General features: G+C 57.2%; 24 protein-coding genes and 2 rRNA genes. 15 read left to right on the top strand and 11 right to left on the bottom strand.

Going from position 1 to position 26,079, the window contains the following annotated elements; all coding sequences use genetic code 11:
- Positions 1–198 precede the first annotated feature (198 nt).
- Both AB6K10_RS10180 and rrf read left to right on the top strand, forming a co-directional pair.
- Positions 199–3,089 (top strand): 23S ribosomal RNA (locus AB6K10_RS10180).
- A 142-nt stretch (positions 3,090–3,231) separates the two neighbouring features.
- A 5S ribosomal RNA gene (rrf, locus tag AB6K10_RS10185) occupies positions 3,232–3,347 on the top strand.
- A 186-nt stretch (positions 3,348–3,533) separates the two neighbouring features.
- Here the strand turns inward: rrf and rnk are convergent.
- The gene (gene rnk, locus AB6K10_RS10190; protein WP_159341757.1) at positions 3,534–3,947 is read right to left on the bottom strand and encodes a nucleoside diphosphate kinase regulator; all 414 of its coding nucleotides are present in this window, start codon (positions 3,945–3,947) and stop codon (positions 3,534–3,536) included.
- A 264-nt stretch (positions 3,948–4,211) separates the two neighbouring features.
- On the opposite strand from rnk, the gene rlmM reads away from it, so the two are divergent.
- Positions 4,212–5,261 (top strand): 23S rRNA (cytidine(2498)-2'-O)-methyltransferase RlmM, encoded by a 1,050-nt coding sequence (gene rlmM, locus AB6K10_RS10195; RefSeq protein WP_339118626.1) that lies wholly within the window; start codon positions 4,212–4,214, stop codon positions 5,259–5,261.
- A gap of 16 nt (positions 5,262–5,277) precedes the next feature.
- On the opposite strand, the gene AB6K10_RS10200 is transcribed toward rlmM, so the two are convergent.
- Positions 5,278–5,565: an antibiotic biosynthesis monooxygenase gene (locus tag AB6K10_RS10200; RefSeq protein WP_159341759.1), complete on the bottom strand. Its 288-nt coding sequence runs from the start codon at positions 5,563–5,565 to the stop codon at positions 5,278–5,280.
- A 27-nt stretch (positions 5,566–5,592) separates the two neighbouring features.
- Between AB6K10_RS10200 and tusA the strand changes: the two genes are divergently transcribed.
- Positions 5,593–5,844 (top strand): sulfurtransferase TusA, encoded by a 252-nt coding sequence (gene tusA / locus AB6K10_RS10205; protein ID WP_305947923.1) that lies wholly within the window; start codon positions 5,593–5,595, stop codon positions 5,842–5,844.
- A 59-nt stretch (positions 5,845–5,903) separates the two neighbouring features.
- Here tusA and AB6K10_RS10210 read toward each other — a convergent pair whose 3' ends face one another.
- From AB6K10_RS10210 to AB6K10_RS10220, 3 genes are all read right to left on the bottom strand, one after another.
- Positions 5,904–6,608, bottom strand: coding sequence for a hypothetical protein (locus AB6K10_RS10210; RefSeq protein WP_159341761.1), 705 nt, complete (start codon positions 6,606–6,608; stop codon positions 5,904–5,906).
- Between the two features lie 112 nt (positions 6,609–6,720).
- Positions 6,721–7,713 carry a DUF3080 family protein gene (locus tag AB6K10_RS10215; protein WP_339118627.1) on the bottom strand — a complete coding sequence of 331 codons (993 nt, stop codon included), beginning with the start codon at positions 7,711–7,713 and terminating at the stop codon, positions 6,721–6,723.
- Positions 7,714–7,716: 3 nt separating this feature from the next.
- On the bottom strand, positions 7,717–9,135 hold the full coding sequence (locus tag AB6K10_RS10220; RefSeq protein ID WP_339118628.1) for an MATE family efflux transporter: 1,419 nt from the start codon (positions 9,133–9,135) through the stop codon (positions 7,717–7,719).
- A 136-nt stretch (positions 9,136–9,271) separates the two neighbouring features.
- Here AB6K10_RS10220 and AB6K10_RS10225 point away from each other — a divergent pair, with 136 nt between their 5' ends.
- Positions 9,272–9,850, top strand: a complete 579-nt coding sequence (locus AB6K10_RS10225) for an elongation factor P hydroxylase (RefSeq protein WP_339118629.1) — start codon at positions 9,272–9,274, stop codon at positions 9,848–9,850.
- Here AB6K10_RS10225 and AB6K10_RS10230 read toward each other — a convergent pair.
- Complete coding sequence (locus AB6K10_RS10230; RefSeq protein WP_159341765.1) at positions 9,847–10,326, bottom strand: hypothetical protein; 480 nt, start codon at positions 10,324–10,326, stop codon at positions 9,847–9,849. The genes AB6K10_RS10225 and AB6K10_RS10230 overlap by 4 nt on opposite strands.
- 13 nt (positions 10,327–10,339) lie before the next feature.
- A complete protein-coding gene (locus AB6K10_RS10235; protein ID WP_339118630.1) occupies positions 10,340–11,191 on the bottom strand; it encodes a TatD family hydrolase in 852 nt (283 codons plus the stop codon).
- Between the two features lie 159 nt (positions 11,192–11,350).
- Here AB6K10_RS10235 and AB6K10_RS10240 point away from each other — a divergent pair, with 159 nt between their 5' ends.
- Both AB6K10_RS10240 and AB6K10_RS10245 read left to right on the top strand, forming a co-directional pair.
- Positions 11,351–13,003, top strand: a complete 1,653-nt coding sequence (locus tag AB6K10_RS10240; protein ID WP_339118631.1) for a fatty acid--CoA ligase — start codon at positions 11,351–11,353, stop codon at positions 13,001–13,003.
- Positions 13,004–13,125: 122 nt separating this feature from the next.
- A complete protein-coding gene (locus tag AB6K10_RS10245) occupies positions 13,126–15,045 on the top strand; it encodes an ATP-binding cassette domain-containing protein (RefSeq protein ID WP_339118632.1) in 1,920 nt (639 codons plus the stop codon).
- Between the two features lie 53 nt (positions 15,046–15,098).
- Here the strand turns inward: AB6K10_RS10245 and AB6K10_RS10250 are convergent, their stop codons facing one another.
- The gene (locus tag AB6K10_RS10250; protein WP_159341769.1) at positions 15,099–15,551 is read right to left on the bottom strand and encodes a universal stress protein; all 453 of its coding nucleotides are present in this window, start codon (positions 15,549–15,551) and stop codon (positions 15,099–15,101) included.
- A gap of 145 nt (positions 15,552–15,696) precedes the next feature.
- Between AB6K10_RS10250 and AB6K10_RS10255 the strand changes: the two genes are divergently transcribed.
- On the top strand, positions 15,697–16,248 hold the full coding sequence (locus AB6K10_RS10255) for a preprotein translocase subunit YajC (protein WP_253018985.1): 552 nt from the start codon (positions 15,697–15,699) through the stop codon (positions 16,246–16,248).
- A gap of 4 nt (positions 16,249–16,252) precedes the next feature.
- On the opposite strand, the gene slyA is transcribed toward AB6K10_RS10255, so the two are convergent.
- Together slyA and AB6K10_RS10265 are read right to left on the bottom strand one after the other, a co-directional pair.
- A complete protein-coding gene (gene slyA, locus AB6K10_RS10260; RefSeq protein ID WP_159341771.1) occupies positions 16,253–16,705 on the bottom strand; it encodes a transcriptional regulator SlyA in 453 nt (150 codons plus the stop codon).
- A gap of 72 nt (positions 16,706–16,777) precedes the next feature.
- The gene (locus AB6K10_RS10265) at positions 16,778–17,935 is read right to left on the bottom strand and encodes a DUF5924 family protein (RefSeq protein ID WP_305947915.1); all 1,158 of its coding nucleotides are present in this window, start codon (positions 17,933–17,935) and stop codon (positions 16,778–16,780) included.
- Positions 17,936–18,193: 258 nt separating this feature from the next.
- Here AB6K10_RS10265 and fadB point away from each other — a divergent pair, with 258 nt between their 5' ends.
- Together fadB and fadA are read left to right on the top strand one after the other, a co-directional pair.
- Positions 18,194–20,380, top strand: coding sequence for a fatty acid oxidation complex subunit alpha FadB (gene fadB, locus AB6K10_RS10270; RefSeq protein ID WP_339118633.1), 2,187 nt, complete (start codon positions 18,194–18,196; stop codon positions 20,378–20,380).
- 24 nt (positions 20,381–20,404) lie between these two features.
- Entirely contained in the window at positions 20,405–21,583 is a 1,179-nt protein-coding gene (fadA, locus tag AB6K10_RS10275) for an acetyl-CoA C-acyltransferase FadA (RefSeq protein WP_159341774.1), read from the top strand.
- A gap of 62 nt (positions 21,584–21,645) precedes the next feature.
- Here the strand turns inward: fadA and AB6K10_RS10280 are convergent, their stop codons facing one another.
- Positions 21,646–22,107 carry a flavodoxin family protein gene (locus AB6K10_RS10280; protein ID WP_253018982.1) on the bottom strand — a complete coding sequence of 154 codons (462 nt, stop codon included), beginning with the start codon at positions 22,105–22,107 and terminating at the stop codon, positions 21,646–21,648.
- A gap of 159 nt (positions 22,108–22,266) precedes the next feature.
- Between AB6K10_RS10280 and AB6K10_RS10285 the strand changes: the two genes are divergently transcribed.
- From AB6K10_RS10285 to sufB, 5 genes are all read left to right on the top strand, one after another.
- Entirely contained in the window at positions 22,267–22,833 is a 567-nt protein-coding gene (locus AB6K10_RS10285; RefSeq protein WP_339118634.1) for a hypothetical protein, read from the top strand.
- 52 nt (positions 22,834–22,885) lie between these two features.
- On the top strand, positions 22,886–23,362 hold the full coding sequence (locus tag AB6K10_RS10290) for a YbhB/YbcL family Raf kinase inhibitor-like protein (protein WP_159341777.1): 477 nt from the start codon (positions 22,886–22,888) through the stop codon (positions 23,360–23,362).
- 91 nt (positions 23,363–23,453) lie between these two features.
- Positions 23,454–23,795, top strand: coding sequence for a zinc ribbon domain-containing protein YjdM (locus AB6K10_RS10295; RefSeq protein ID WP_339118635.1), 342 nt, complete (start codon positions 23,454–23,456; stop codon positions 23,793–23,795).
- Between the two features lie 245 nt (positions 23,796–24,040).
- A complete protein-coding gene (locus AB6K10_RS10300; protein ID WP_339118636.1) occupies positions 24,041–24,505 on the top strand; it encodes an SUF system Fe-S cluster assembly regulator in 465 nt (154 codons plus the stop codon).
- A gap of 69 nt (positions 24,506–24,574) precedes the next feature.
- Positions 24,575–26,017, top strand: a complete 1,443-nt coding sequence (gene sufB / locus AB6K10_RS10305) for a Fe-S cluster assembly protein SufB (protein WP_159341780.1) — start codon at positions 24,575–24,577, stop codon at positions 26,015–26,017.
- Positions 26,018–26,079 lie beyond the last annotated feature (62 nt).

The raw sequence follows: 26,079 nt of genomic DNA on the forward strand, positions 1-26,079 counted from the left end.
AAGAAAAGGTCTTTCTTTTCCTTTTAAAGTGAAAAAAGCATCCGCTTATCACTGCGCATAGCAGTCGCTCTTTAACAATGTATATCATGCTGACATGAACGTTTATTGAAATGTTCATACGTAATTGTTAAGTGATACGTCTCAAGCGTATCCGGCAATCGTTGTCATTGCGAGAGTCCAGACCCCTTCGGGTTATAGGGTCAAGCAATGAAGCGCACACGGTGGATGCCTAGGCAGCCAGAGGCGATGAAAGACGTGGTAGCCTGCGATAAGGTTCGGTGAGGTGGCAAACGACCTGTGACCCGGACATCTCTGAATGGGGAAACCCACTCAGCATCAGCTGAGTATCCTACGCTGAATACATAGGTGTAGGAGGCGAACCAGGGGAACTGAAACATCTAAGTACCCTGAGGAAAAGAAATCAACCGAGATTCCCCTAGTAGCGGCGAGCGAACGGGGACCAGCCCTTAAGCATGTGACTGATTAGGCGAATACGCTGGGAAGCGTGGCCATAGTGGGTGATAGCCCCGTAGCCGAAAATCTGATCATGTGAAATCGAGTAGGTCGGGGCACGAGAAACCTTGACTGAAGACGGGGGGACCATCCTCCAAGGCTAAATACTCCTGGCTGACCGATAGTGAACCAGTACCGTGAGGGAAAGGCGAAAAGAACCCCGGAGAGGGGAGTGAAATAGATCCTGAAACCGTGTGCGTACAAGCAGTAGGAGCGGACTCGTTCCGTGACTGCGTACCTTTTGTATAATGGGTCAGCGACTTATATTCAGTGGCGAGGTTAACCGTATAGGGGAGCCGTAGGGAAACCGAGTCTTAACTGGGCGACACAGTCGCTGGATATAGACCCGAAACCGAGCGATCTATCCATGAGCAGGGTGAAGATTGAGTAACATCAATTGGAGGCCCGAACCAGGATCTGTTGAAAAAGATTTGGATGACTTGTGGATCGGAGTGAAAGGCTAATCAAGCTCGGAGATAGCTGGTTCTCCTCGAAAGCTATTTAGGTAGCGCCTCACGTATCACCGCCGGGGGTAGAGCACTGTTTCGGCTAGGGGGTCATCCCGACTTACCAACCCGAGGCAAACTCCGAATACCGGTGAGTGCGAGCGTGGGAGACACACGGCGGGTGCTAACGTCCGTCGTGAAAAGGGAAACAACCCAGACCGTCAGCTAAGGTCCCCAAATCCTGGTTAAGTGGGAAACGATGTGGGAAGGCTCAGACAGCTAGGAGGTTGGCTTAGAAGCAGCCATCCTTTAAAGAAAGCGTAATAGCTCACTAGTCGAGTCGGCCTGCGCGGAAGATGTAACGGGGCTAAACCAGGTACCGAAGCTACGGGTTCATCCTCTGGATGAGCGGTAGAGGAGCGTCGTGTAAGCCAATGAAGGTGTGTTGAGAAGCATGCTGGAGGTATCACGAGTGCGAATGCTGACATGAGTAACGATAAAGGGAGTGAAAAACTCCCTCGCCGGAAGACCAAGGGTTTCTGTTCGACGCTAATCGGAGCAGAGTGAGTCGGCCCCTAAGGCGAGGCCGAAAGGCGTAGTCGATGGGAAACGGGTCAATATTCCCGTACCGGACATGATTGCGATGGGGGGACGGAGAAGGCTAGGTGAGCCAGGCGTTGGTTGTCCTGGTGAAAGTGAGTAGGCTGGTGTCTTAGGTAAATCCGGGACGCTAAGGCCGAGACACGAAACGAACGGACCACGGTCCGGAAGTCATTGATGCCACGCTTCCAGGAAAAGCCTCTAAGCTTCAGATCATGTGCGACCGTACCCCAAACCGACACAGGTGGTCAGGGTGAGAATCCCAAGGCGCTTGAGAGAACTCGGGTGAAGGAACTAGGCAAAATGGTGCCGTAACTTCGGGAGAAGGCACGCCGGCGTAGGGTAATGGGACTTGCTCCCCGAGCCCGAACCGGTCGAAGATACCAGGTGGCTGCAACTGTTTAGTAAAAACACAGCACTCTGCTAACGCGCAAGCGGACGTATAGGGTGTGACGCCTGCCCGGTGCCGGAAGGTTAAGTGATGGTGTTAGGCCTCGGCCGAAGCTCTTGATCGAAGCCCCGGTAAACGGCGGCCGTAACTATAACGGTCCTAAGGTAGCGAAATTCCTTGTCGGGTAAGTTCCGACCTGCACGAATGGCGTAATGATGGCCACGCTGTCTCCACCCGAGACTCAGTGAAATTGAAATCGCCGTGAAGATGCGGTGTACCCGCGGCTAGACGGAAAGACCCCGTGAACCTTTACTATAGCTTCACACTGGACGCTGATGTTGCCTGTGTAGGATAGCTGGGAGGCTTTGAAACCCGGACGCCAGTTCGGGTGGAGCCAACCTTGAAATACCAGCCTGGCATCATTGGCGTTCTCACTCAGGTCCGTTATCCGGATCGAGGACAGTGTGTGGTGGGTAGTTTGACTGGGGCGGTCTCCTCCCAAAGCGTAACGGAGGAGCACGAAGGTACCCTCAGCACGGTCGGACATCGTGCAATGAGTGCAAGAGCATAAGGGTGCTTGACTGCGAGACAGACACGTCGAGCAGGTGCGAAAGCAGGTTCTAGTGATCCGGTGGTTCTGTATGGAAGGGCCATCGCTCAACGGATAAAAGGTACTCCGGGGATAACAGGCTGATACCGCCCAAGAGTTCACATCGACGGCGGTGTTTGGCACCTCGATGTCGGCTCATCACATCCTGGGGCTGAAGTCGGTCCCAAGGGTATGGCTGTTCGCCATTTAAAGTGGTACGCGAGCTGGGTTTAGAACGTCGTGAGACAGTTCGGTCCCTATCTGCCGTGGGCGTTGGATGTTTGAGAAGAGCTGCTCCTAGTACGAGAGGACCGGAGTGGACGACCCTCTGGTGTTCCGGTTGTCACGCCAGTGGCATTGCCGGGTAGCTATGGTCGGACGGGATAACCGCTGAAAGCATCTAAGCGGGAAGCCCCCTTCAAGATGAGACATCCCTGAGACCTAGAGTCTCCTAAAGGGCCCAGCGAGACCAGCTGGTTGATAGGCACGGTGTGGAAGCGCTGCAAGGCGTTGAGCTAACGTGTACTAATGGCCCGTGAGGCTTGACCCTATAACACCCAAGGGGTCTGGTCGCAGTGATAACGAACGAGTGTGAATGCACTCAGAGAACCGGATACGCATCCGCCAGCCAAAGCGCTGACGGACAAGAGACGATCACACAATACTCAGCATGATATGCATTACCTGTTACGCCTGACGACCATAGCACGCGTGAACCACCTGATCCCTTGCCGAACTCAGAAGTGAAACCGCTTAGCGCCGATGGTAGTGTGGGGTCTCCCCATGCGAGAGTAGGTCATCGTCAGGCACTTATACCGCAAAGAACCCAGCCAGTCGGCTGGGTTTTTTGTTGCGCGCTTGAAAGCGCGCCATGACCAGCCCCGGGCACCCTGTGCTCGGGGCTTTTGGGTTGTGTGGTCTCAGGAAAACGCGGGAGGGAAACAAAAAAAAGCCGCTTATCAGAACAGAAGCGGCTTAGGAAGCGCGGTACGAATTAGCGGTGGTACTGCTTTTCGCGTTCAGGTTGCCAGAGAATCGCGTCTACTCGTAAATGTGCGTTTTGCTGGTTGGGTAGAGGCCAGTCGATGGTGTCGCCTACTTTAAGCCCTAGCAGGCTGGCACCAATGGGCGCCATGATCGAAATGGCGTCTTTCGTCGTGCCGAGCGAGTGCGGATACACCAGCGTACGCACCATCTGTTGGTTGCGAGTGAGGTCAGTGAACTGAATTTGACTGTTCATACTGACGACGTTATCGGGAATTTCTTCAGGATCGACCACTTCTCCGCGACTGAGCTCCTCTTGTAAAAGCTCAGCCACCATTTGATCCTTGTCGGTGGCGTTATCGATCAAGCGCTGCAGACGATCTGCGTCGAGCCGATTGATCAAAAGGGGAGGACGCTGCCCCATGATGCTCTCCTTGGCAAACGCGGCCGGACGAGACGGCGCGCGCTGTTAGTCAAATGGTGCTGTCCGGCATAAAAAAAGCCCCTCCATGAAGGAAGGACTCGAGATACCGTCCGAATAGTGTACGACACTTCTAATGAAAAGACGACGCGCTTAGAGTGACGCGCGCAAAGTGCTATGATGCAGGCCGCCGCGTGAGCAAGTATGTGATATCGCGTTTATGGGTTGCAGATTATGTTGAGGTGAAAGGTGAGTGATACGGTACCCATGTCATGGCTTGTTTACTGCCGGCCCGGGTTTGAAAACGATGCGTTGGCTGAAATGCAGCACCATGCGCAGCAGCTGGGCGTGCCCTGTGATCCGGTGCGGGGTGAAGGCTGGGTAAGTGTCACGCGCCAAGACGGAGAAGCCATTAATGATTTACATCGTCAGGCTGCCTTCAAGCGACTCATATTCGCCAGACAAAGTTTAGCGGCACTGCCTGCGTTGACGCTATCTCGGGATGACCGCCTCACGGCCATTCTCGAACAGATCAAAGCAAGCCGTTGGAGTTTCGAAGAGATCTGGCATGAAACGCCGGATACGAACGAGGGGAAAGCCTTAGCGGGCTTGATCAAGGCGTTAACCAAGCCCCTACAGAGCATGCTGAAGAAAAGAGGCGCACTGCGTGGCAAGGCGGGTGGGCGTCGCTTGCACGTGTTTTGGACGGATGGTGACCGGGTTCAGTTAGGGATGAGTTTTCCCGATAACCGCAGCGAGTTAATCAATGGCATTCGTCGGCTGCGCTTTCCTTCTCGTGCGCCCAGTCGTTCGACATTGAAGCTAGAAGAGGCTTGGCACGAGTTCATCCCTCGCGACGAGTGGGAAGAGCGTTTAGCCGCACACATGCAGGCGGCAGATTTGGGGGCAGCTCCGGGTGGCTGGACATGGCAACTGGTACAGCGCGGTATGTATGTCTATGCCATCGATAATGGCCCAATGGACAAGCAGCTCATGGCCACCGGCCAGATCGATCATCTACGCGAGGACGGCTTTACCTGGGAACCGCCGCAGCGGTTGGATTGGCTGGTGTGTGACATCGTCGATAAGCCGGTGCGCGTTTTGGCCATGGTAGAGCGTTGGTTAACGCGCAAGTGGTGCCGCGAGGCGATCTTCAACCTCAAGCTGCCGATGAAGAAGCGTTGGGACGAGGTGACCCGCTGCCTGGCAACGCTGGAAGAGGCGTTAGCAGCCTCGGGTGTCAGCGCCACGATTCGATGCCGCCACCTCTACCACGACCGCGAAGAGGTGACGGTACACGTCAGGCTAGCTCACTGACGTGGGGGACGACGGGTTAGTAGCCCGGCTCATAGAGTCGGATGGTTTCATCTTCAGTGAGTAGCGGTAAAATACGCTGCATCGCCATGGCGCGCTCTTCGCTGGCGTGCCACTCTTTCCAGGCACGCAGGTCGCGCCATTTGGTAATCATCAAACGGCGGTCGGTGTGGCCAAGCTCCACCAAGGTTTCACCACCAACGAAGCCCCGGACGCCCAAGGAGACACGCATCGCCTCGCGTGCTGCGTGTTCATATTCCTCTTCCAAACCGGGCATGATGCGTCGTTCAATGATGATTTTTATCATAGGTCTGTTTCCTAACCGAGAGAGTCGATGACTGATACTACGAATGATCCCGCCGCGTTCGATACTGCATTGGACACTACCGGACTTTACTGCCCGGAACCGATCATGCTGATGCATAACAAAGTGCGTGATATGGCATCGGGCCAAATTTTGAAAGTCGTGGCGACCGATCCTGCCACGACTCGCGATGTGCCAAAGTTTTGCCAATTTCTCGGCCACGACCTGTTGCATCAAGAAAGTGGGGACGATCAGTACGTCTACTTTATCCGCTTGGCATGACCCTGTAGAGCGAGACAAGGCGTTTACCGACTAAAGGGTGAACGCCTTGCGGAGAAGGGTTATGGACTGTCACTACTGGGCACGACCATCATGGCAAGTGCCTCTAACGTGGCGGGGTCCTCTTCCAGAATACGGTTAGCGATATGGCGCTGGAAGAAGTAGACGGTTTGGTGTTGTGAGTGCGCATCGTAAAGGCATGCATCGCCGAGTAAAATCGGCGTCATGGTGGCTTTTTGCTCGTCTGCCAGCACCGCTTCGATGTTACCGTCGCTATATAAACGCCATCCGTACACGGGTTTCATGTGCCAAGGTGCATTGGGGTGGTTCATGCAGAGGGCGTGAGTCCCTAGAGTATCGGGAAGCTGCTGAATGAGCGTGATATCGCCCGACGACTCATACTCGAAGTAGCTAGCTGCCGCAGTCAGCTCGTCGTATTTGTGATCGGGAGGGAGGTCGAAGATTTCGTCTGTTTCAGGGTCACGATAACCGATAAAAACGCCGCTCTCATGGCTATCCAGCTCATGGCACGCGACGAGCGACTCCATCCATGGGACGAGTCCTACCACGTTGCCATCTTCCCTCAGCCCCCAAGCAAGAATCGGCAGGCCGTAGTAGGTGTCGGGACTCGCAGCGAGCTGGTAGACCATCTCCAATCCATCTAGCTCTGGAGCTAAACGAACTAAACACTTGCGCGCCTGCTGACGCTGACGCACGGTTTCCAGGTCGATGACCTGGGCAGAGCGAGTTGACAGGGGTGCGCCCATGGTGTCCCTCCTTGTACTGCGTGGTCACGACGTTGGCAGACAGCGGTAACCGCCTGCCGCACACTTCACCAATAGCACAGCTTGACCACGAGGTTAAGCGTAAACGTCATTTTTAATCCGACACGCAGGGGGAAAAGGCGCTTTTTAACGCGGTATGCTTGTCCCACGCGGTTTGAAACTGCTGCCACGGAGCTTCCGGGCGGTGTAAAGAGAGCCAATTCTGTTGATACGCGGCAACCGAATCAGGAGGGGTGACGGGATGAGCCTCAATCAACTGGTTCACGCTGACGAGCCACTGTTGGGCGTTTTCTGCCAACGTCTCGATCCAAACAGGCGTTTCCACCGACAGGCAGGCCTCGTCGTCAGCCGCTGCCGCGAGCATGTGGTTGGCTTCGCTCAGTCGCTGTTCGGCGAGCAGTAGCGAGCGCAGCATCTCGGCGCTCAACGGTCTCTCTTGAAGGGCTTTCAAGTGATTTTCTAGCGTTGAAGAGTCCTGCTCCCATGTCTGACTGAACTGCTGATCGACCATTCGTTGCAGGTAGCTGAGGGCCGCTTGCTGCTCGCTGATATCGAGGCTTGCCTGTGGAGGCAAGGGGCTGCTGGCCCTTGAAAAACTCTTTTCCCACTCTTCAGAATCAAAAATCGCGTTCCAACTGACGGCGGGTAGCTGCTCGGTTTTAAGCTCGGTCAACTGCGCCAAGCGCGCTTTGTCGTCGTCGCTCAGGGTATCGGGGATGTCGCTATTCCAACAGGCGTCCAGACGCTGCCAAAGGGCGCGTTCGTACAGCCAGTGTTGGCTAGGAGGTGCTACGCGGCCCAGCTGATTGTTACGGGCAGCAACCAAGGAGGTGATTTGGCACTCGCGCAACGCATAGATGTTGAGCATTCCATCGCGAATTTCTGCTACCTCGATCAAGCGCTGCTGGCGTTCAGGGAAGGCGTCAATGTTGCGCGGTTCGGATGGCGCTGGCGGCGACGTATCCAGCGCAGCGGCCAATTGCTGATGATACTGTTCCCAGGCATGTTCAGCGCTATGGTCGCCACAGCCAGACAGCAGCACTCCAGTGGCAGCGATGAGCCACAAGAGACGGGAAGGTAGGGGCATAGATCACTCCTGTTGACTGATTCTTTTAAATCGCCAAGCCAGTAAACATGCAGCCGTGCTGAGACCTGCAATCAGCCCAATCCAGTAGCCGTGTACACCCATAGGTTCAGACATGCTCCCTAGGCCGTAGGTTCCTAGCCAGTGTCCTCCGCCCAAGCCCACGATCCAATACGAGAGTACGGTAATCACCATGACGATACGCGTGTCTTTGTAGCCTCTGAGCGCACCGGCTAAGTTGACCTGTAAGGAGTCGGAGAGCTGGAAAACCACCGCCAATGCAATGATGGTGAGCGCTAATGCCTGAATGTCCGCATTCGAGGTATAGAGCGATATGACCGGGGCGGCTGAAAACCACAAAAGTGTGCTATTGATGGCCGCGACGATGACACTGATGACGATGCCATTCCAAGCCACTTTGCGCGCCATGGCCAAACGCTTTTGCCCCAGCGTGTTTCCCACCCGTACGGTTAGCGCCATGCTTAACGACATCGGTAACATGAACAGGATGGTGGTGTAGCTGAGGGCGATTTGGTGAGCACCAACGGTGACTTCACCGAAGCTGGCAATGAAAAGTGCGATCAGCGTGAACAGCGTTACTTCGACAAAGATGGCCACACCAATCGGTACGCCTACAACGACGAGTTCGCGAATGCCCGCCAAATTGGGCGGCGTCAACTGCTGCCACAGCGCGACACTGCGGTACGTCGTGCCGCGGCGAGTATAGAGCGCCATGGCGATAGCCATGGTCCACATGGAGATGGCGGTGGCAATGCCGCAACCCAATGCGCCGAGGGCGGGAAGCTGCTGCCAACTGCTTGGAAGGCCGGAGCCGAATAGGCTCACTAAACCCTCGCCGCCGTAAATGAGTAAATAGTTACAGGGAATATTAACGCTCAAGCCGACCAAGCTGATCCACAGGGCCGGGCGAGTATGGTTCATGCCGTCAGAAAAGGCCCGAAGCGCTTGAAAGAGAGCAATGCCCGGCATACCAAACGCCACCGCACTAAGATAGGCGGCGGACTCCCGGGCAACGCTAGGCGGCACGTCCATACGTTCGAAAATCGGCGCTACGGCGACCCACAATAACACCGCCGAGACGCACCCTAAGGCCAACGCCACCCACAGCGCTTGATGTACGGCGGGGCGAATGGCGCCATGGCGTTGTCCACCCAGCAAGTGTGCCACGATCGGGGTCAAGCCCATGAGGGTGCCGGTCATGAAGAGCATCAACGGCATCCATAAACTCGACCCGACCGACACCGCCGCCAGGTCGGTGGCGTTGTGCCTGCCCGTCATCATGACATCCACCACGCTCATGCCCGCCTGGGCGAGCTGAGCACCACAAATGGGCAGTGCCAACGCGACCAGGGTGCGGGTTTCAGGCCAGTAGATTGTTTTTATATCGCTAGTAAAGCCGCCCAAGGTATGGCTCCTCTTTAGCAAAGAGACCTAAGAAAAGCCGATAGAGTAGCAGGAGTCGCTGTGGTTTGCCGTCTCCTCTTTAGCCTAGTGGAGGGGCACGGGTATACTGCGCGAAATGAATGACGAAAGTGGCAACATGGTGACACACGAGAAAGAGCGTTGGACCCTGGACGATATCATGGCGCTGTTCGATGGCGTATTTATGGAACACTTTCACACGCGACTCATCAAGGGCGGTGATGAGCCTCTTTATCGCCCCGCGAATGTCGAGTGTCCCTATCATCAGGTGATTTTTGCTCGTGGCTATTTCGCGAGCGCGCTGCACGAGATCAGCCACTGGTGTATCGCAGGAGACAAGCGGCGGCAGCTTGAAGATTATGGGTATTGGTACCTGCCGGACGGGCGTAATGCCGAGCAGCAGCGGGCTTTCGAGCGGGCAGAAATTGCGCCCCAGGCACTCGAGCAGCTGTTCACCCACGCGTGTGGGCGTACCTTCCATGTCAGTGTCGATAACCTGGGCGGTGACGTCGACGTGGATCGCGATGCCTTCGCCCAGAAGGTCGCTGCGAGAGCCCAGCGTTATATGGACGAAGGGCTGCCAGCGCGTGCCAACGCCTTTCATACAGCACTGACGCACTATTATCAGCAGCAAGGCTCGCGCAATGACGCCATCGCCAAGGGGAAAGCGTGTCTAGCCGCGTGTCGGGTTGCTTAATCCTGCTCGTTTAGCTGGCGGTGTAGCGTCAGCATCACTTCGATTTCGTGCTCTGGACGCATTGGCTCCAAGCCAAGATCGTTGAAGGCATCGCTGCGCAGGCGGTGCCACTCTCCGGGGCCGAGATGATCGTACAGTACCTTGGCGGGGGCCAGTTCGACGAACGGGTCCAAGCCGTAGGTATCGAATAACCGTGCTAGTGCGGCGTCGTCATCGCCGTTATCGCTGGTATAGAGCGTCGCCGAGAAGTGGTCGTTCTCCAGCTCGCGGATCACGTCCAGCGGGCTGACCCCCAAGCTCTCCAGCTCTTCGATGCTGTAAGCGCCCATGACGTTGCTATCTTCATTGATCCAGCTATCGTCCGGCTGAATCAACGTTTGCTTGATACGCCCATCGGGTAACGACCAGGCGATGGAGAGCGGCAGGCCATTATCTTCGCCTGTTTCGATGGCAATGAAGCCAGGATAGTCAGCCACGCAGTTGCTCCTTTTAAGCGTCCGTATCGATGCGGAAAAAACGCTGGGCGGTGCGCGTCGTGGCAGCCCCCAGCTCGGTGTCACTCACATCATGCCAACGGGCGATCTCTTGCACGATCCACGGCAGCAGGGCCGGTTCATGGCGACGGCCCTTCAACTTGGCCGGCAAATTGCGGGGCAGCAAATAAGGGCAGTCGGTTTCGACCATGAGTCGCTCCAGAGGAATGTCCCGCACCAAGTCACGTAGATGGTGCCCTCGGCGCTCGTCGCAAATCCAGCCGGTGAGGCCGATGTGAAGGTCGAGATCGAGATACCCATGTAGGGTCGCTCGATCCGCCGTGAAGCAGTGTATCACTGCATCGCTAATGTCATCTCGCCAGCTGCGCAGGATATCGCGCATGCGCTCGCCGGCATCCCGCTCATGTAGAAACAGTGGCAGGCCACTGTCGGCGGCCAGCGCCAGCTGGGCTTCGAAGGCGAGCTCTTGCGCTTGCGGTGTGGAGAAGTTGCGATTGAAATCCAGCCCGCACTCGCCCACGGCCACCACCTCAGGAAGGCGGTAGAGCGCCCGCATGTCTTGTGCCACCGTGTCGTTCCAGCTACTGGCGTCATGGGGGTGCACGCCCGCCGTGGCGTAAACGCCCTCGAACCGCTGGGCCATCGCCACTGCCTGCTTGGCATGGGCCACGTCGGTGCCGGTCACGATCAACGTCCGCACCTGTGCGACTCTGGCTCTGGCGATCACGTCGTCTAGGTCGCGCTGAAAGCTCTCATGGGTCAAGTTCGCGCCAATGTCCACCAAAGGAGTTTCCGGGCGAAACCGTAGCGCCTCGGGCAAAAACGTATCGGCTGTCGTGGTCGTCAAGCGTGTCCCCTTGTCCAGATGGTGAAAAGCGTATTGTAAAGGTCGGTACGCGCCTCGGCTAATACCAAAGGTGTGCCCGTTCGCATTGCGTCGCCCTACGCGGTGGTGAACACTGCAACGGTGAGTCTCTATGAACAATAACGACATCAAGGAGTGACCATGGCAACGATAACCCCCAAGATATTGCCGGCGACCGCTTCCGCCACACAGCCGCCTCTATTGATCAAAGAGCTGCTGGAATCGGGTGTTCGCATGGCGGGTAACAATCACATCGTTTACCGCGATCAATGTCGTCATGACTATCGTCGCTTTCAAGAGCGGGTGCATCAATTGGCTCACGCGCTCACCGCCCAAGGAGTGCAGGCAGGGGATGTGGTCGCCGTGCTCGACTGGGATAGCCATCGTTATCTGGAGTGTTTTTTTGCCATTCCCATGATAGGCGCAGTACTTCACACCGTGAATGTCAGGTTAGCGCCAGAGCAGATTCTCTATACCATGGAGCACGCGGAAGACGTGTTCGTACTGGTGCACGAAGACTTCGTTCCCTTGCTAGAGCCGCTTGCCGCTCGGCTACCGAACATTCGAGGGTACGTGCTCTGCCAAGAGAGCGAGCAGTCTGTAGAGACTTCGCTGCCACTGGTGGGCGAGTTTGAAGCCTTACTCGCTCGACAGCCGCCCCATTATGACTTTCCCATCTTTGACGAAAACGCGGTAGCCACTCTGTTCTACACCACGGGCACGACAGGCAACCCCAAAGGGGTTTTCTTTACCCATCGTCAGCTCGTGTTGCATACCCTGAGCGAAGCCAGCACCTTCCAGGCGCCAGGGTTCGAGCTGCTCAATCGGGATAAGGTGTACATGCCCATTACGCCCATGTTCCATGTGCATGCGTGGGGCGTGCCTTATACCGCGACCCTGTTGGGGGCCACGCAGGTCTACCCCGGCAAGTACGAACCCGACATGTTGGTCAAACTGTTGGTGAGCGAAAAAGTCGATTTTTCACACTGCGTACCGACGCTACTCAACATGGTGGTGAGTGCTGATGCCATCGCGACGAAGAAGATCGATATTTCGGGTTGGAAAGTGTTGGTGGGAGGAAGTGCGTTGACCCAAGCGTTGGCCAGTCGTGCTTGGGCGCTGGGCATCGATACGCGCAGCGCTTACGGTATGTCGGAGACCTGCCCGCTATTGACCGCCGATATATTACCCAAAGACGTCGCCGATGCCGATTTCGAGCATCAGCTGCCCTGGCGCTGCAAAGCAGGGTTACCCGTGCCATTCGTCAAACTTCAAGTCGTCGATACCGATGGTGAGCCACTTCCCCATGATGGCCACAGCATTGGCGAGGTGCGCGTGCAAGCACCCTGGCTGACCCAGGCGTATTATAAAGAGGACGCGCGCAGTGAGGAGTTATGGCGCGATGGCTGGCTACACACCGGGGATGTGGGATCGCTCGATGAGCACGGTTTTTTGTCGATCAGTGACCGCATGAAAGATGTGATTAAAACCGGGGGCGAATGGCTCTCATCGCTGGCCCTCGAAAGCTATATCAGCCAGTGCCCCGGCGTGGCAGAGGTCGCGGTGATTGGCGTAGCGGACGATAAATGGGGCGAAAGGCCCGCCGCGCTCGTAGTGCCCAGCGATCATAAAACGCCGCCTACCGTCGAGGCGATTCAAGGTTTCATGGAGCAGTTCGTGGCGCAGGGAAAACTCAACCGCTGGGGGGTTCCATCCCTGATTCGTATCGTCGATGAGATACCCAAAACCAGCGTTGGCAAGTTGGATAAAAAGCGTATCCGCACCGAGATGTAACCCGCCAACACGCGCCTGCGATGCCCACCGCAGGCGCTCCTGCCATCGAGACGTCATTCGGTTACCCCGTAAGCCCGGTCCATGCGTTACACTGTGCGCCTCACGACGAAGGAGGACACTGCGTGACCTTGTTACGACTCGAACAGCTGCAACTCGCTTACGGCACCCAAGTACTGCTTAACCGCGCCGACCTAACGGTTGAAAGAGGCGAGCGGCTGGCGCTGGTCGGGCGCAACGGCACCGGTAAATCCACCCTGCTCAAGCTCGTGGCGGGCGACATTCAAGCGGATGATGGCACCATTTGGCGTGCGCCCGGTTTGAAAATTGGCGTGCTGGCTCAAGAGCTGCCTGAATCCTCGGGTATGACCATTTTCGATATGGTGGCGCAAGGCCTGCCGGAAGCGGGCGAGCTGCTGTCGGAGTATCAGCACCTGATCAATGACCCGGACCCGGACATGAACCGCATGGCGACGCTACAGACGCGCCTTGAAGCCATCGATGGCTGGTCCTTCCATCAGCGAATCGATGTGGTACTGACCCGGCTCGGTTTGCCCCCAGACGCCGAGATGAGCGCACTATCCGGCGGTTGGCGGCGGCGAGTAGCGCTGGCCCGTGCGCTGGTTTCCGAGCCTGACCTACTGCTGCTCGACGAGCCGACCAACCACCTGGATCTCGACACCATTGCGTGGCTGGAAGAGCAGCTATTGGCCTTCAACGGTGCGGTACTGCTGATCACCCACGATAGGGCATTTTTGTCGAAACTCGCGACGAACATCCTGGAGCTCGACCGTGGGAAGCTCGGGCGTTATCCCGGTGTCTACGCCGAATACCAAGAGCGCAAGCAGCACGAGCTGGAGGTCGAGTCGCGCGAGAATGCGCTGTTCGATAAAAAATTGGCCCAAGAAGAGGTATGGATTCGTCAGGGCGTCAAGGCGCGGCGTACGCGTAATGAAGGCCGTGTGCGCGAGCTTGAAAAAATGCGCGTGGAGCGTAGCCAGCGCCGCGAGCGGCAGGGGACGGCGAATCTTACCGTGGATAGCGGCGAGCGGACCGGTAAGCGCGTGGTCGAGCTAAAAGGGGTCACCCAGCGCTTTGGTGACGACGTAATCTTGCGCAACGTGAACCTGGAAGTCATGCGGGGTGACCGCATTGGCTTCTTGGGGCGCAACGGTGCCGGTAAAACCACGCTGCTGAAGATTTTGCTCGGCGAACTGGCACCCACCGAGGGCAGCGTTCAGTTAGGCACCAACCTCAAAGTGGCCTACTTCGACCAGCTGCGGGCCGGTCTCGAGCTGGAAAAAACGGTGTATGACAACGTAGCGCAAGGCAGTGACCGGGTGAACGTGGGCGGTAAAGACCGCCATGTCATGAGCTATCTGCAAGATTTTCTCTTCACTCCAGACCGGGTTCGCCAGCCGGTAAAAGCGCTGTCAGGAGGCGAATCCAACCGTCTGCTGTTGGCCAAGCTGTTCACCCAGCCCGCCAACGTACTGGTGCTGGATGAGCCGACCAACGACCTAGACATGGAAACCCTGGAGCTGCTCGAAGAGCTACTGCTCGATTTTGACGGCACGCTGCTGCTGGTCTCCCACGACCGAACCTTCATGGATAACGTCGTCACCAGCATGCTGGCGTTCGAAGGGGAAGGGCGCGTGCGCGAGTACGTCGGCGGCTACACGGACTGGATTCGCCAGGGTGGCCAATTGCCGCCAGCGCCCTGGGAGGGTACGGCACGTCAGCACACCGAACCCACCCGCACCGCAGAGGAAAAGGCGCCACCGGCACCCGCCGGGGAGCCTGCAAAGAAAACCGTCAAACTCTCTTATAAGCTGCAGCGTGAATTGGATGCGCTGCCTGCGGAGATCGAGCGGCTAGAGAGTGACATCGAAGCGCTGGAGCAAGAGGTAGGAGACCCGGCCTTTTATCAGCAGGAAGCCACGGTGGTGACCGCCAAACTGCAGGCGCTCGAAAAGGTACAGCAGGCGTTGGACGCTGCCATGGAGCGGTGGATGGAGCTGGAAGCCATGGCAAACGGTGAGTAACGTGTCTATCGATGTTCCAAAGGCCCCGCAAGGGGCCTTTGGCGTTGGGCGTCTCACTCGTCGCTTTTTTCGCCTTTCTTGCCAACCCGAACGGCAAGCACGTCGCACTGGGCTCCGTGAAGAACGCCTGTCGACGTAGAGCCTAACAGCAGGGCGAAGCCGTGGCGTCCATGGGAGCCGACCACGATCAAGTCGACGTTGTGCTCATCGGCGAAACGGTGGATCTCCGTGTCGGGCATACCCACGACCACGTGTTGATCTGCGGCTTCGACGTGGGGAGCGGCGATCTCGGCTAGACGCTTCTTGGCGTGGTCATCGAGCTGGTCCTGGATGCTGGTAAGGTCCATCGGAATGTCGCCGCCGTAGGCAAAACCTAAAGGCTCCAGGGTGTGCATGATCGAGATTTTAGCGCCGTTATTGCGCTCGGCAATCGCCACCGCACGCTCAAGAATTTTGTGAGAGTCCTTGGTTAAGTCAACGGCGACCAGGATATGGCGATAGCTCATGGCGTATCTCCTTGGTGATGTGCCACACGTAAAGGCTGTGTTCGATACCTTCACTTTAGGCGTAGAGGTGACTCTTAACAACGACCTAGATCAGGGTTTCGATACATTGCCAAATGAGTTTGACGAAAAGAGGGTAGGTGTTGCAATGGAATGGTTGATCATCGTTTTTATTCTGATGTTTGTGATTGCGCCGGTCATGTGGCTAAAACCCAGCCCGCGCCAGCAGCGTCAAATGGCGCTGCGCTCAAGTGCCGGAAAACAGGGCGTGACGGTAAAAATGGCCAAACCGCCGTTGCATCACTTTCGAGGCACCATGCCCGCCTATCGCTGGCACTACCCGCAGTCAGCACCCGGGCCAGATTTTTTGCTGGTGAGGGATTCCAACGCCAGCGACGCATTAGAACCTTACCACGCCGGCTGGCGCTGGCGCATCGCGCCGCTGCGTCCGTTGCCCGATGTGGCCAGTCAACATTTGCAAACCTTACTCGAACACCTGCCTCAGGACGCGTTGGTCCTAGAGTCTAACGCCCATTCGCTGACGCTATGGTGGTGGGAATCACAAACCGCCGAACGGTTCACCCGCTATTTGTCGGATATCGAACCGCTCAAAGAGGCATTGAGCGGCCTGTCAGACCGCCCACCTGTCAAGCCGCTGGAGACAGGTGGCACGGAAGAAGAAGGAAGCGAGAAGGGGTAGAGCGTTAAGCGGAGGGCCCGTCTTGGTCTCTGGCCTGAATGGCGAGGCCGTTGGATTCGATCAGCGCGAGCCACTTTTCCAACTGTTCCAAGTCGTCTTCGCTCAAGCCTGCCAGCATCTCCTGGCGGGCGGCGAGCACGACACTGTCGATCTGCTCCAACAGCGGCATCGCTGCCGGGGTGAGGTAGATGCGTTTGCTGCGGCGGTCGTTATCGCAGGCGCGACGCTCAACTAAACCTTGCTCCTCCAACTGCCCCAACGTCCGCACCAGGGACGGGGCTTCCACCCCAATCGCGCGAGCCAAATCGCACTGTGGGTTGCCTTCGCCCAACTTCCAAAGATGATACAGCGTCACCCAGCGGGTCTGGGTCAGCCCCAGTGGCGCAAGCCTGCGATCGAGAATCGAGCGCCACAGGTGGGGCAAGCGAGCAATACGAAAACCAATTGTTGATGCCATAGGTAACTAACTGCCAAAAAGTGTAAGTGGGCGAATTGTCATAAGCTGCGCCGCTGAATGCAAGGCGTTCCGTTACTCGGTCGCTTGGGCATCGTCTGGGGAAGCGCCGTTACCCGGAACGAAACGACGCAGATTCAACGCGCTCAGACCGCTTGGTCGAATCGTGCCATCGGCCACGGTGGCGGCGTTGGCATCTTCCGAGACGGTAAACCGAATCAGCCCCAAACGCTGCCCGCCGTCGGTCATGATATCGACGCGCCACTCGCCCGAGGGGTCTTCGGGAAAGTTCTGCTTATGGCTCCAGGCACGATAACCCTGTTCCCGACCGCCGTTGATCGCTAATGCCACGGTGTCCATCGCTTCGCCATTATGATGCCACGCATGGTAAATCGTTTCGCTCAGCCCTCGCGGGGCGCGAATGGCCGTATAGACATACAGGCCATTGTTGCGAATGGCTTCGGGCGTCAGTGTCAGCGAGCCTTGGGGAGTGCGCTGCTGCGTATCAAAAGCGGGGGAGAGCGCCGTGCTGGTCATCCATAGACTGGCGGGCGGCACCCACACACGGCCAAGCCACGCCCCATAGGCCAGCGCCACGGTGAGCGCGAAAAATCCCAACCAGCGAGCTGGCGAGCGTTTTTTGAGTAGATGCCAGAAACTGGGAAGGGCCACCAGGACGGTCAGCACCAAGGCGAGCAGCAGGCTCTGGCCGGTGGTGAGATGCACCATGATAGGCAAGATGACCAGAAGCACCAGGAAGACGCACTGGGCATGAAACATGAAATAGAGACTGCGCCAGCGCCCAGCGAGCTTGTAGTAGAGCGGGTCGATGATCGACCACACGGCCATACCCATCACCAACAGCGCGAATAGCGCTTGGCCGCTGTTCCACACGGTGGTCACCAGAATGAAAGGCAGGGTAAAAAACAGCGTCTCCTGGTGAATCATTTGCGCAATGAAGGCCGTCACGCCTTTTGGCAACGTGGGGTGGCCGCGATGGGAAAGCCAGCGGCCAATCAAGCTTTCAGAGAGCAGCAGCAACCAAGCCAACAGCAGCCCAAGTGCCAGGGCCGCGCCCAGCCACTGCTGACGGTCTACGAGGAAAAAGCTGCCCAGCCCAGCCGCAAATGCCAACGGCGGCCAGAGCCAGCTCCAAGGTTTCAGCCGCTCGACGATCCGTTCGACGCGCCCTTGCAAGGCTTCCATGCGGGCGGGCGTTAAGAGTGTCCCCATAGCGTTAAAAACTCATCAATGAAACGTATATGATCGTTGGGATCGCAGGTAAAGTCGATGCGATGCGTCAGTGTGAGGGAAAAAAGCGCAAGAAATGTGTGCATGAGTCAACGAGCGGCTCCTGCGAGCGGATTAGCCAAAAGTCAGGGCTTGACGTTCCGGTGTAACTCAACCAAGCTAAGGCAATCAAACGACCGTATGAAATGCGTGGCAGGCACGTCCACGGCGTGCCAGCCCGAACTTGTGGAGAGAGCGCGGATGATCTATCAAGGCAACGCCATCACGGTGGAGCGTCGTGACACCCAGGGTGGCAATGACATCGCAATGCTCACTTTCGATTTGAAAGATGAGTCCGTCAACAAGCTATCCAGCGCCGTCGTGGCTGAACTCGGCGACGCCGTCCAAGCCCTCCAAGCCGAAAACGGTTTGAAAGGGTTGATGATTCGCAGTGCCAAAGACGCCTTCATCGTCGGTGCTGACATTACCGAATTCCATAGCCTGTTCGATAAGGGTGAAGAGTACTTGGTAGAGATGAACCTCAAGGTTCACGATATTTTCAACGCCATCGAAGACCTGCCTTTCCCCACCGTGACGGCGATCAATGGCCTAGCGCTTGGCGGTGGCTGCGAAGTTCTGCTGACCACCGATTTCCGCGTGATGAGTGAGAAAGCCAAAATTGGCTTACCGGAAACCAAGCTGGGTATCCTGCCGGGCTGGGGTGGTTGCGTACGCCTGCCGCGTCTGATCGGTGCCGATAATGCCGTCGAGTGGATTGCCGGTGGTACCGAAAATCGCGCTGACGCCGCGCTAAAAGTAGGCGCAGTAGACGCGGCCGTTGCTCATGAGCTGCTCGAAGAAGCGGCGCTGGACATTCTCGACCGCGCCAATGCAGGCGAGTTGGACTATCACGCCCGTCGCGACGAGAAAACATCACCGCTCAAGCTCAATGCCATCGAGCAGATGATGGCGTTTGAAACCGCTAAAGGGTACGTGGCTGGCAAAGCAGGCCCGCACTATCCCGCCCCGGTGGAAGCGATCAAAGTGATCCAAAAAGGCGCCGGTGAAACCCGCGCCCGCGCTCAGGCGATCGAAGCCAAATCGTTCGCCAAGCTGGCGCTAAGCAGCGTTGCCTTTAACCTGGTCGGCCTGTTCCTGAACGACCAGGTCGTTAAGAAGAAGGGCAGCAAGTACGAAAAGCAGGCCCAGCCGGTCAAACAGACCGCCGTGTTGGGTGCCGGCATCATGGGGGGCGGTATCGCCTACCAAAGTGCCAGCAAAGGCACGCCCATCCTAATGAAAGACATCAAGGATGACGCCATCGAGCTCGGCCTCAAAGAGGCACGCAAGCTGTTTGCCAAGCAGGTAGAGCGTAAAAAGCTGACCACCGAGCAGATGGCCGAGAAACTTTCCAACATCCGCCCGACGCTCTCCTACGGCGATTTCGGTAACGTCGATTTGGTCGTGGAAGCCGTGGTCGAGAACCCCAACGTCAAAGATGCCGTGTTGACCGAAGTGGAAGGCGTGGTAGGTGAGAACACGATTCTGACCTCCAATACGTCGACCATTTCGATCAACCGCCTGGCCAAAAACCTGAAGCGCCCGGAAAATTTCTGCGGCATGCACTTCTTCAACCCGGTTCATCGCATGCCGCTGGTCGAGGTCATCCGTGGTGAGAAAACCTCGGACGCCGCCGTGGCAGCGACCGTCGCCTACGCCCGCGCCATGGGTAAAACCCCCATCGTGGTGAATGACTGCCCAGGGTTTCTGGTCAACCGCGTACTGTTCCCTTACTTCGGTGGCTTTAGCTTCCTGGTCGAGCAGGGCGCCGACTTCCAGCGCGTGGATAAAGTCATGGAGAAGTTTGGCTGGCCCATGGGCCCGGCCTATCTGCTGGATGTCGTCGGCATGGATACCGCCGTGCACGCCAACGACGTGATGGCCGAAGGCTTCCCGGATCGTATGGCACGTGAAGGCAAAACGGCGATTCAAGTGATGTACGACAACCAGCGCCTGGGCCAGAAGAACGACAAAGGCTTCTACGCTTACGAAGAAGATAAGAAGGGGAAGCCGAAGAAGGTCAGCGACGAGCAGGCTTACGCGTTAGTAAAAGAAGTGGTGAAAGAGCAGAAAGAGTTTTCGGATGAAGACATCATCGCTCGCATGATGGTGCCGCTGTGCCTGGAGACCGTACGCTGCCTGGAAGATGGCATTGTCGATACGCCAGCAGAAGCCGATATGGCGCTGATTTACGGCATTGGCTTCCCTCCCTTCCGTGGCGGTGCGCTGCGCTACATCGACGCGCTGGGCGTAGCCGAGTTTGTTGCGCTGGCCGACCGTTTGGCCGAAGAGCTGGGGCCGCTGTACGCGCCCACCGAGAAGCTGCGCGCCATGGCCAAGAACAACGAGCAGTTCTACGCTGGCACCACGGCAAACGCTCAGGCCTAAGTCACCACCCACAGGAGAAATAAGATGAGTTTGAATCCGAGAGATATCGTGGTGGTTGACGGTGTTCGTACCGCCATGGCGAAAGCGAAAAACGGCGCCTTCCGCAACGTGCGTGCCGAAAACCTCTCCGCTGCCGTCATGCAGGCGCTGTTTACCCGAAATCCGAACCTGGATCCGTCGGAAGTGGATGATGTGATCTGGGGCTGCGTTAACCAGACGCTGGAACAGTCCATGAACATCGCCCGCAACGCGGCGATCATGACCGGCATTCCGCGCTCGGTACCCGCGCAAACGGTCAACCGCCTATGCGGTTCTTCGATGACCGCGCTGCATATTGCCGCTGCGAACATTAAAGCCGGCATGGGCGACTTCTACGTGATTGGCGGTGTGGAGCACATGGAGCACGTGCCCATGGCCCACGGGGTCGATGTCAACCCGGCGGCGAGCAAGTACGCAGCCAAAGCCGCCATGATGATGGGCCTCACGGCGGAACTGCTGGGTAAAATGCACGGCATTTCCCGCGAAGACCAGGACAAGTTCGGTGTCCGTTCCCATCAGCGCGCTCAAGCGGCGATGGAGAAAGGCTACTTCGATAACGAAATTATCGGCGTTGAAGGCCACGACCAGCGCGGCTTCAAAGTACTGGTAAAAAACGACGAAGTGATTCGCGCCGATGCCAGCCTGGAATCCATGGCGAACCTGAAACCGGTTTTTGATCCTCGCAACGGTACCGTAACGGCGGGCACCTCGTCAGCGCTCTCCGTGGGGGCGTCTGCCATGGCCGTCATGAGCTACGAGCGCGCCCAGGCGCTGGGGCTGGAGCCGATTGCCAAAGTGCTCTCGACCGGTGTGGCGGGCTGCGATGCCTCCATCATGGGCTATGGCCCGGTGCCCGCGTCCAAGAAAGCCTTGAAAGCGGCTGGTTTGTCCGCGGCGGACATTGAAACCGTCGAGCTGAACGAGGCGTTTGCCGCACAGGGGCTGCCAGTGTTGAAGGACCTAGGCTTCCTGGACGCCATGGACGAAAAAGTGAACCTGCACGGCGGTGCCATTGCCTTGGGTCACCCGTTGGGCTGCTCCGGGTCGCGCATTTGTACGACGCTGCTGAACGTCATGCAGCAGCGCGATACCACCTTGGGCCTAGCCACCATGTGTATTGGCATGGGGCAAGGGGTTGCCACGGTGTTCGAGCGTTTGAAGTAATACGCGCTCTTCCCCGTGATGAAAACGGCACCCTGAGCGGTGCCGTTTTTCGTTTCAAGGCGTTAAAACAATCCGTTATCCAACCCGGCAGCGAGAGTCATGCCCAACTCCTCGGCTTGGCGGATAAACGCCTCCTGCCACTCGCCACGAAAAATCAGCGGGTCCTGAACCCAGCGCCAACGTAGCCCTGTGACGATGCCCTCCACCGCCCGACGAGTACCCGTGCCGTCATGTCCCGCACGGATATAAAGCGCGCAGGGCAGGCCCTGCTTCTCGTCCAGTACCCCGTAGTAGCTGCGGTCGAAAAAATCTTTCAGCGCGCCACTCATGGTGCCTAGGTTTTCGGTCGTTCCCAGGACGATGCCATCGCAATGGAGGATGTCCGTTGGCCCTGCTTCGAAAGGCGTTTTGACGATGCACGTCACGGATTCGATATCGTCATGTTCTGCCCCTCGCTGCACGGCATCGCGCAAGGCACGGGTATTGACGGAAGGGGAGTGGGCGACGATTAATAAGCGTTTCATTCGACGTTCTTCAGGCAATTGGCGGTGAGTTCAAGAGGTGCCACACTGTAAGCACTCCATGGCATAGCCTAGTCGCCTTTGGGTACACCCATCAAACGCTCTTACACGGCATCTTGGATAAGGTATCAAGCGTTGAACGATCAACCAGGGAATTGCGTCATGCGTCAGCAGGCCAAAGCGATAGGGATCGCCACTCTTTGTACATTGACACTCTTACTGGCGGGCTGTGCAGGGCAATCACGCCCGACTGCCGTTGACGACCGCCCGACGGCTACCGCTCTCCATCAAACGGCGTCAGCGCCCAGCGCGCAAGAAGGGCCACCTTCCTCCGTGGCGCATGCCGACGATTGGGCGCCGCCGCTACAGGTGAGCCCAGAAGAAGCCGCCGCCTATTACGTCAGCCGATTAGCGGACCGTCGATTCGTCAGCCAGTATGGCGGGTCCGATAACCCAAGGCCTTGGTACATTGCTGCGGAACGTTTGGGTGAGATTGGCATGCCGGCCGTGCCCCTGCTGTTTGCTAGGCTTCATACCGATGACGCTTATGAACTGATGTTGGTGCTGTATGCGCTGCAGTTAGCCACCCAGGACCCACTCGTGACTTTTCAGACAGGGGGGGAGTCCGTTCGACTGCCGACGGTACTCGACCCTAGTGCCAATGAGGAGAATCGGCGCATTGCACGGCAGTGGTGGGAGAGTTACGCCACGCAGTTAGAGTTACGCTAAATTCTTCGCTACATTACGTTTTGCTATCACACCCGTCGCATAGGAGAGCATTATGGCTTTTGCACTATCTTCAATGAGCGTCACCAGCTCGGCGTTTGCACATCACCAAGCGATTCCTGCCAAGCACACCGGCGAGGCCGAAGACGTGTCCCCAGCGCTGTCGTGGGAGGGCGCCCCGGAAGGTACCAAGGGCTATGCGGTGATCTGTCATGATCCGGATGCGCCATTGGTGAAGGAGGGCGGTTACGGTTTCGTTCACTGGGTGCTTTACAACTTGCCTGCTGAGACCACCTCGCTGGAAGAAAATACCGCGTTGGGAACGTCTGGCATGACCGATTTCGGCAAGCCAGGATACGGTGGGCCCATGCCTCCCGAGGGGCATGGCAGCCACCTTTACTATTTCTGGGTGCTGGCGCTGGACGAACAGACGTCACTGCCCGAGGGGCTGACATTGCCTGAGTTACTCACCGCCGTGGAGCCCCATCTACTGGGAATGAATCGTCTGGTTGGTACCTACCAGCGCGGCTAATACGGCACCAGGCTGGAGCATTGCGCTCAAGCCGTGTAGGCTCCGTCGCTTGCTATTGTTTGCCTGACTGTCTGCTGCGATGGAGCCTTTGATGAGTAACCTGCCTAACTGCCCTGCCTGTGCCTCCGAGTTTACCTACGATGATGGCCTGCAATATGTCTGCCCCGAGTGTGGCCATGAATGGTCGGAAGAGGCGAACGACAGCGAGGTGGTCTCGGATGGCGGCATTCGTGATGCAAACGGCAACCTGCTCGCCGATGGTGACTCGGTGACCGTGATCAAAGACCTCAAAGTCAAAGGCAGCTCCTTGGTCGTCAAAGTAGGCACCAAAGTGAAGAACATTCGATTGGTGGACGGCGATCACGACATCGACTGCAAAGTCGAGGGTATCGGCCCAATGAAACTGAAGTCGGTGTTCGTCAAGAAAGCTTAAACGTCACTCCTTCTTTTAAAGCCTGCCGCTTGCGAGCAGGCTTTCTTTTGTCGTGTGCCATAGCTTTCCTAAATGATAATGATTGGCTTTTTTGATGTTATCAGCCGCGAACGTGCTAAGAAGTCGCGCTATTTGATAAGGATTTTGCAGAAGGGCTTCACATCAAATTTATACAGGACTAAAATGGTACCCAATTAACGGGTAGGCCAACGGCTCGGCCCCACGCGATGGCAAACGGAGTGACTATGCTCAAGCTTTCTCGGCTGACAGACTATGCCGCTGTGGTGATGGCGCAAATTGCCCGTCATCCCCAGGCGTCGCATGCGGCGGCTGACTTAGCAGAAGCGGTACAGCTGCCCCATCCCACCGTGAGTAAAACCTTAAAAATGCTGGTGAAGGCTGGACTGTTAGAGTCTCAGCGCGGTGTTCAAGGGGGGTACCGCCTGGCACGCCCCGCGTCGCACATCACGGCGGCCGACATCATTAGCGCCATCGAGGGGCCTGTCGCGATGACCGAGTGCAGCCAAGCGGAAGGCGGCTGTGAACTGGTCGCCACCTGTGGCGTAGCAGATAACTGGCAGCGGGTATCGTTGGCTATTCGCACGCTGTTAGAGAGCGTCACGCTGGCTCACTTAGCGGACACCGCGCCCATCAAGCTACCCGTACAGTTACCGATTCAAAGTATCAGCCTATCGGCGGCATCGGCTTAAACCGTTAGGCAATTTAACCCTATTCACGGCGAGCTAACCTCGCCACCCAACTGCCCGGAGGGTATCACCATGGCAAGCGAAGAAATGGAACAGTTGGTTCGTCGCGAGTACAAAGATGGTTTTGTAACCGATATTGAAAGCGACACACTGCCACCTGGCCTGGATGAAAACACCATCGCCTTCATCTCCAAGAAGAAAGGCGAGCCGGAGTGGATGCTGGAGTGGCGCCTGGACGCTTACCGTCAGTGGTTGAAGATGGAAGAGCCGTCCTGGGCACACCTGAACTATCCGCCCATCGATTACCAAGAGATCTCCTATTTCAGTGCGCCCAAGCGCCCTGAGGATCGTCCCCAGAGTCTCGACGAAGTCGACCCCAAACTGTTGGAAACCTACGAAAAGCTGGGTATTCCGCTGCATGAACGTGCAGCCTTGGCAGGTGTGGCCGTCGATGCGGTTTTCGACTCCGTCTCTGTCGCGACGACCTTCAAGAAAGAGCTGGCCGAAGCAGGCGTGATTTTTTGCTCCATTTCCGAAGCGATTCGCGACTACCCGGATCTGATCAAGCAGTACCTCGGCACCGTCGTGCCCGTAGCGGATAACTACTTCGCTGCCCTGAACTCTGCGGTGTTCACCGATGGCTCGTTCGTCTTCGTACCGGAAGGCGTGAAGTGCCCGATGGAACTCTCCACCTACTTCCGTATCAACGCGGCCAACACGGGCCAGTTCGAGCGGACGTTGATCATCTGTGAAGACCGCGCCCAGGTCTCCTACCTGGAAGGCTGCACCGCGCCAATGCGCGACGAGAATCAGCTGCACGCTGCCGTGGTCGAACTGGTCGCCCTGGATGACGCCTACATCAAATACTCCACCGTTCAGAACTGGTATCCCGGTGACGAAGAGGGTAAAGGCGGCATCTACAACTTCGTGACCAAACGCGGCGACTGCCGCGGTGAGCGTTCACGCATCAGCTGGACACAGGTAGAAACCGGCTCTGCGATTACTTGGAAATACCCCTCTTGCGTGCTGCGCGGTAAAGACAGCATCGGTGAATTCTATTCTGTTGCAGTAACGAACGGCCGCCAGCAGGCGGATACCGGCACCAAGATGATTCACATTGGTGAGGGCACGCGTTCCTACATCGTGGCCAAGGGGATTTCGGCGGGTAAGAGCGACCAGTCCTACCGTGGCCTCGTCAAGATCGGGCCTCGTGCCAAGGGGGCGCGTAACTTTACCCAGTGCGATTCGCTGCTGATCGGTGACAAGTGCGGGGCGCACACCTTCCCGTACCAAGAGATCGGTAACAGCACGGCGACCATCGAGCACGAAGCAACGACTTCCAAGATCGGTGAAGATCAGCTCTTCTACTGCCAGAGCCGCGGTATCTCCGAAGAGGACGCGGTCAGCATGATCGTGAACGGCTTCTGTAAAGACGTTTTCCAAGAGCTACCGATGGAGTTCGCGGTAGAAGCGGAAGCGCTGCTGAACGTTACCCTGGAAGGCGCGGTGGGCTAACCGCTCCGGCACCCAACACCATTTTTAGGGCGTCGCGCTCGCGACCCGCATGTATTCAAAAG

Source organism: Halomonas sp. BMC6 (assembly GCF_964204995.1).
Taxonomy (GTDB): Bacteria; Pseudomonadota; Gammaproteobacteria; order Pseudomonadales; family Halomonadaceae; genus Vreelandella.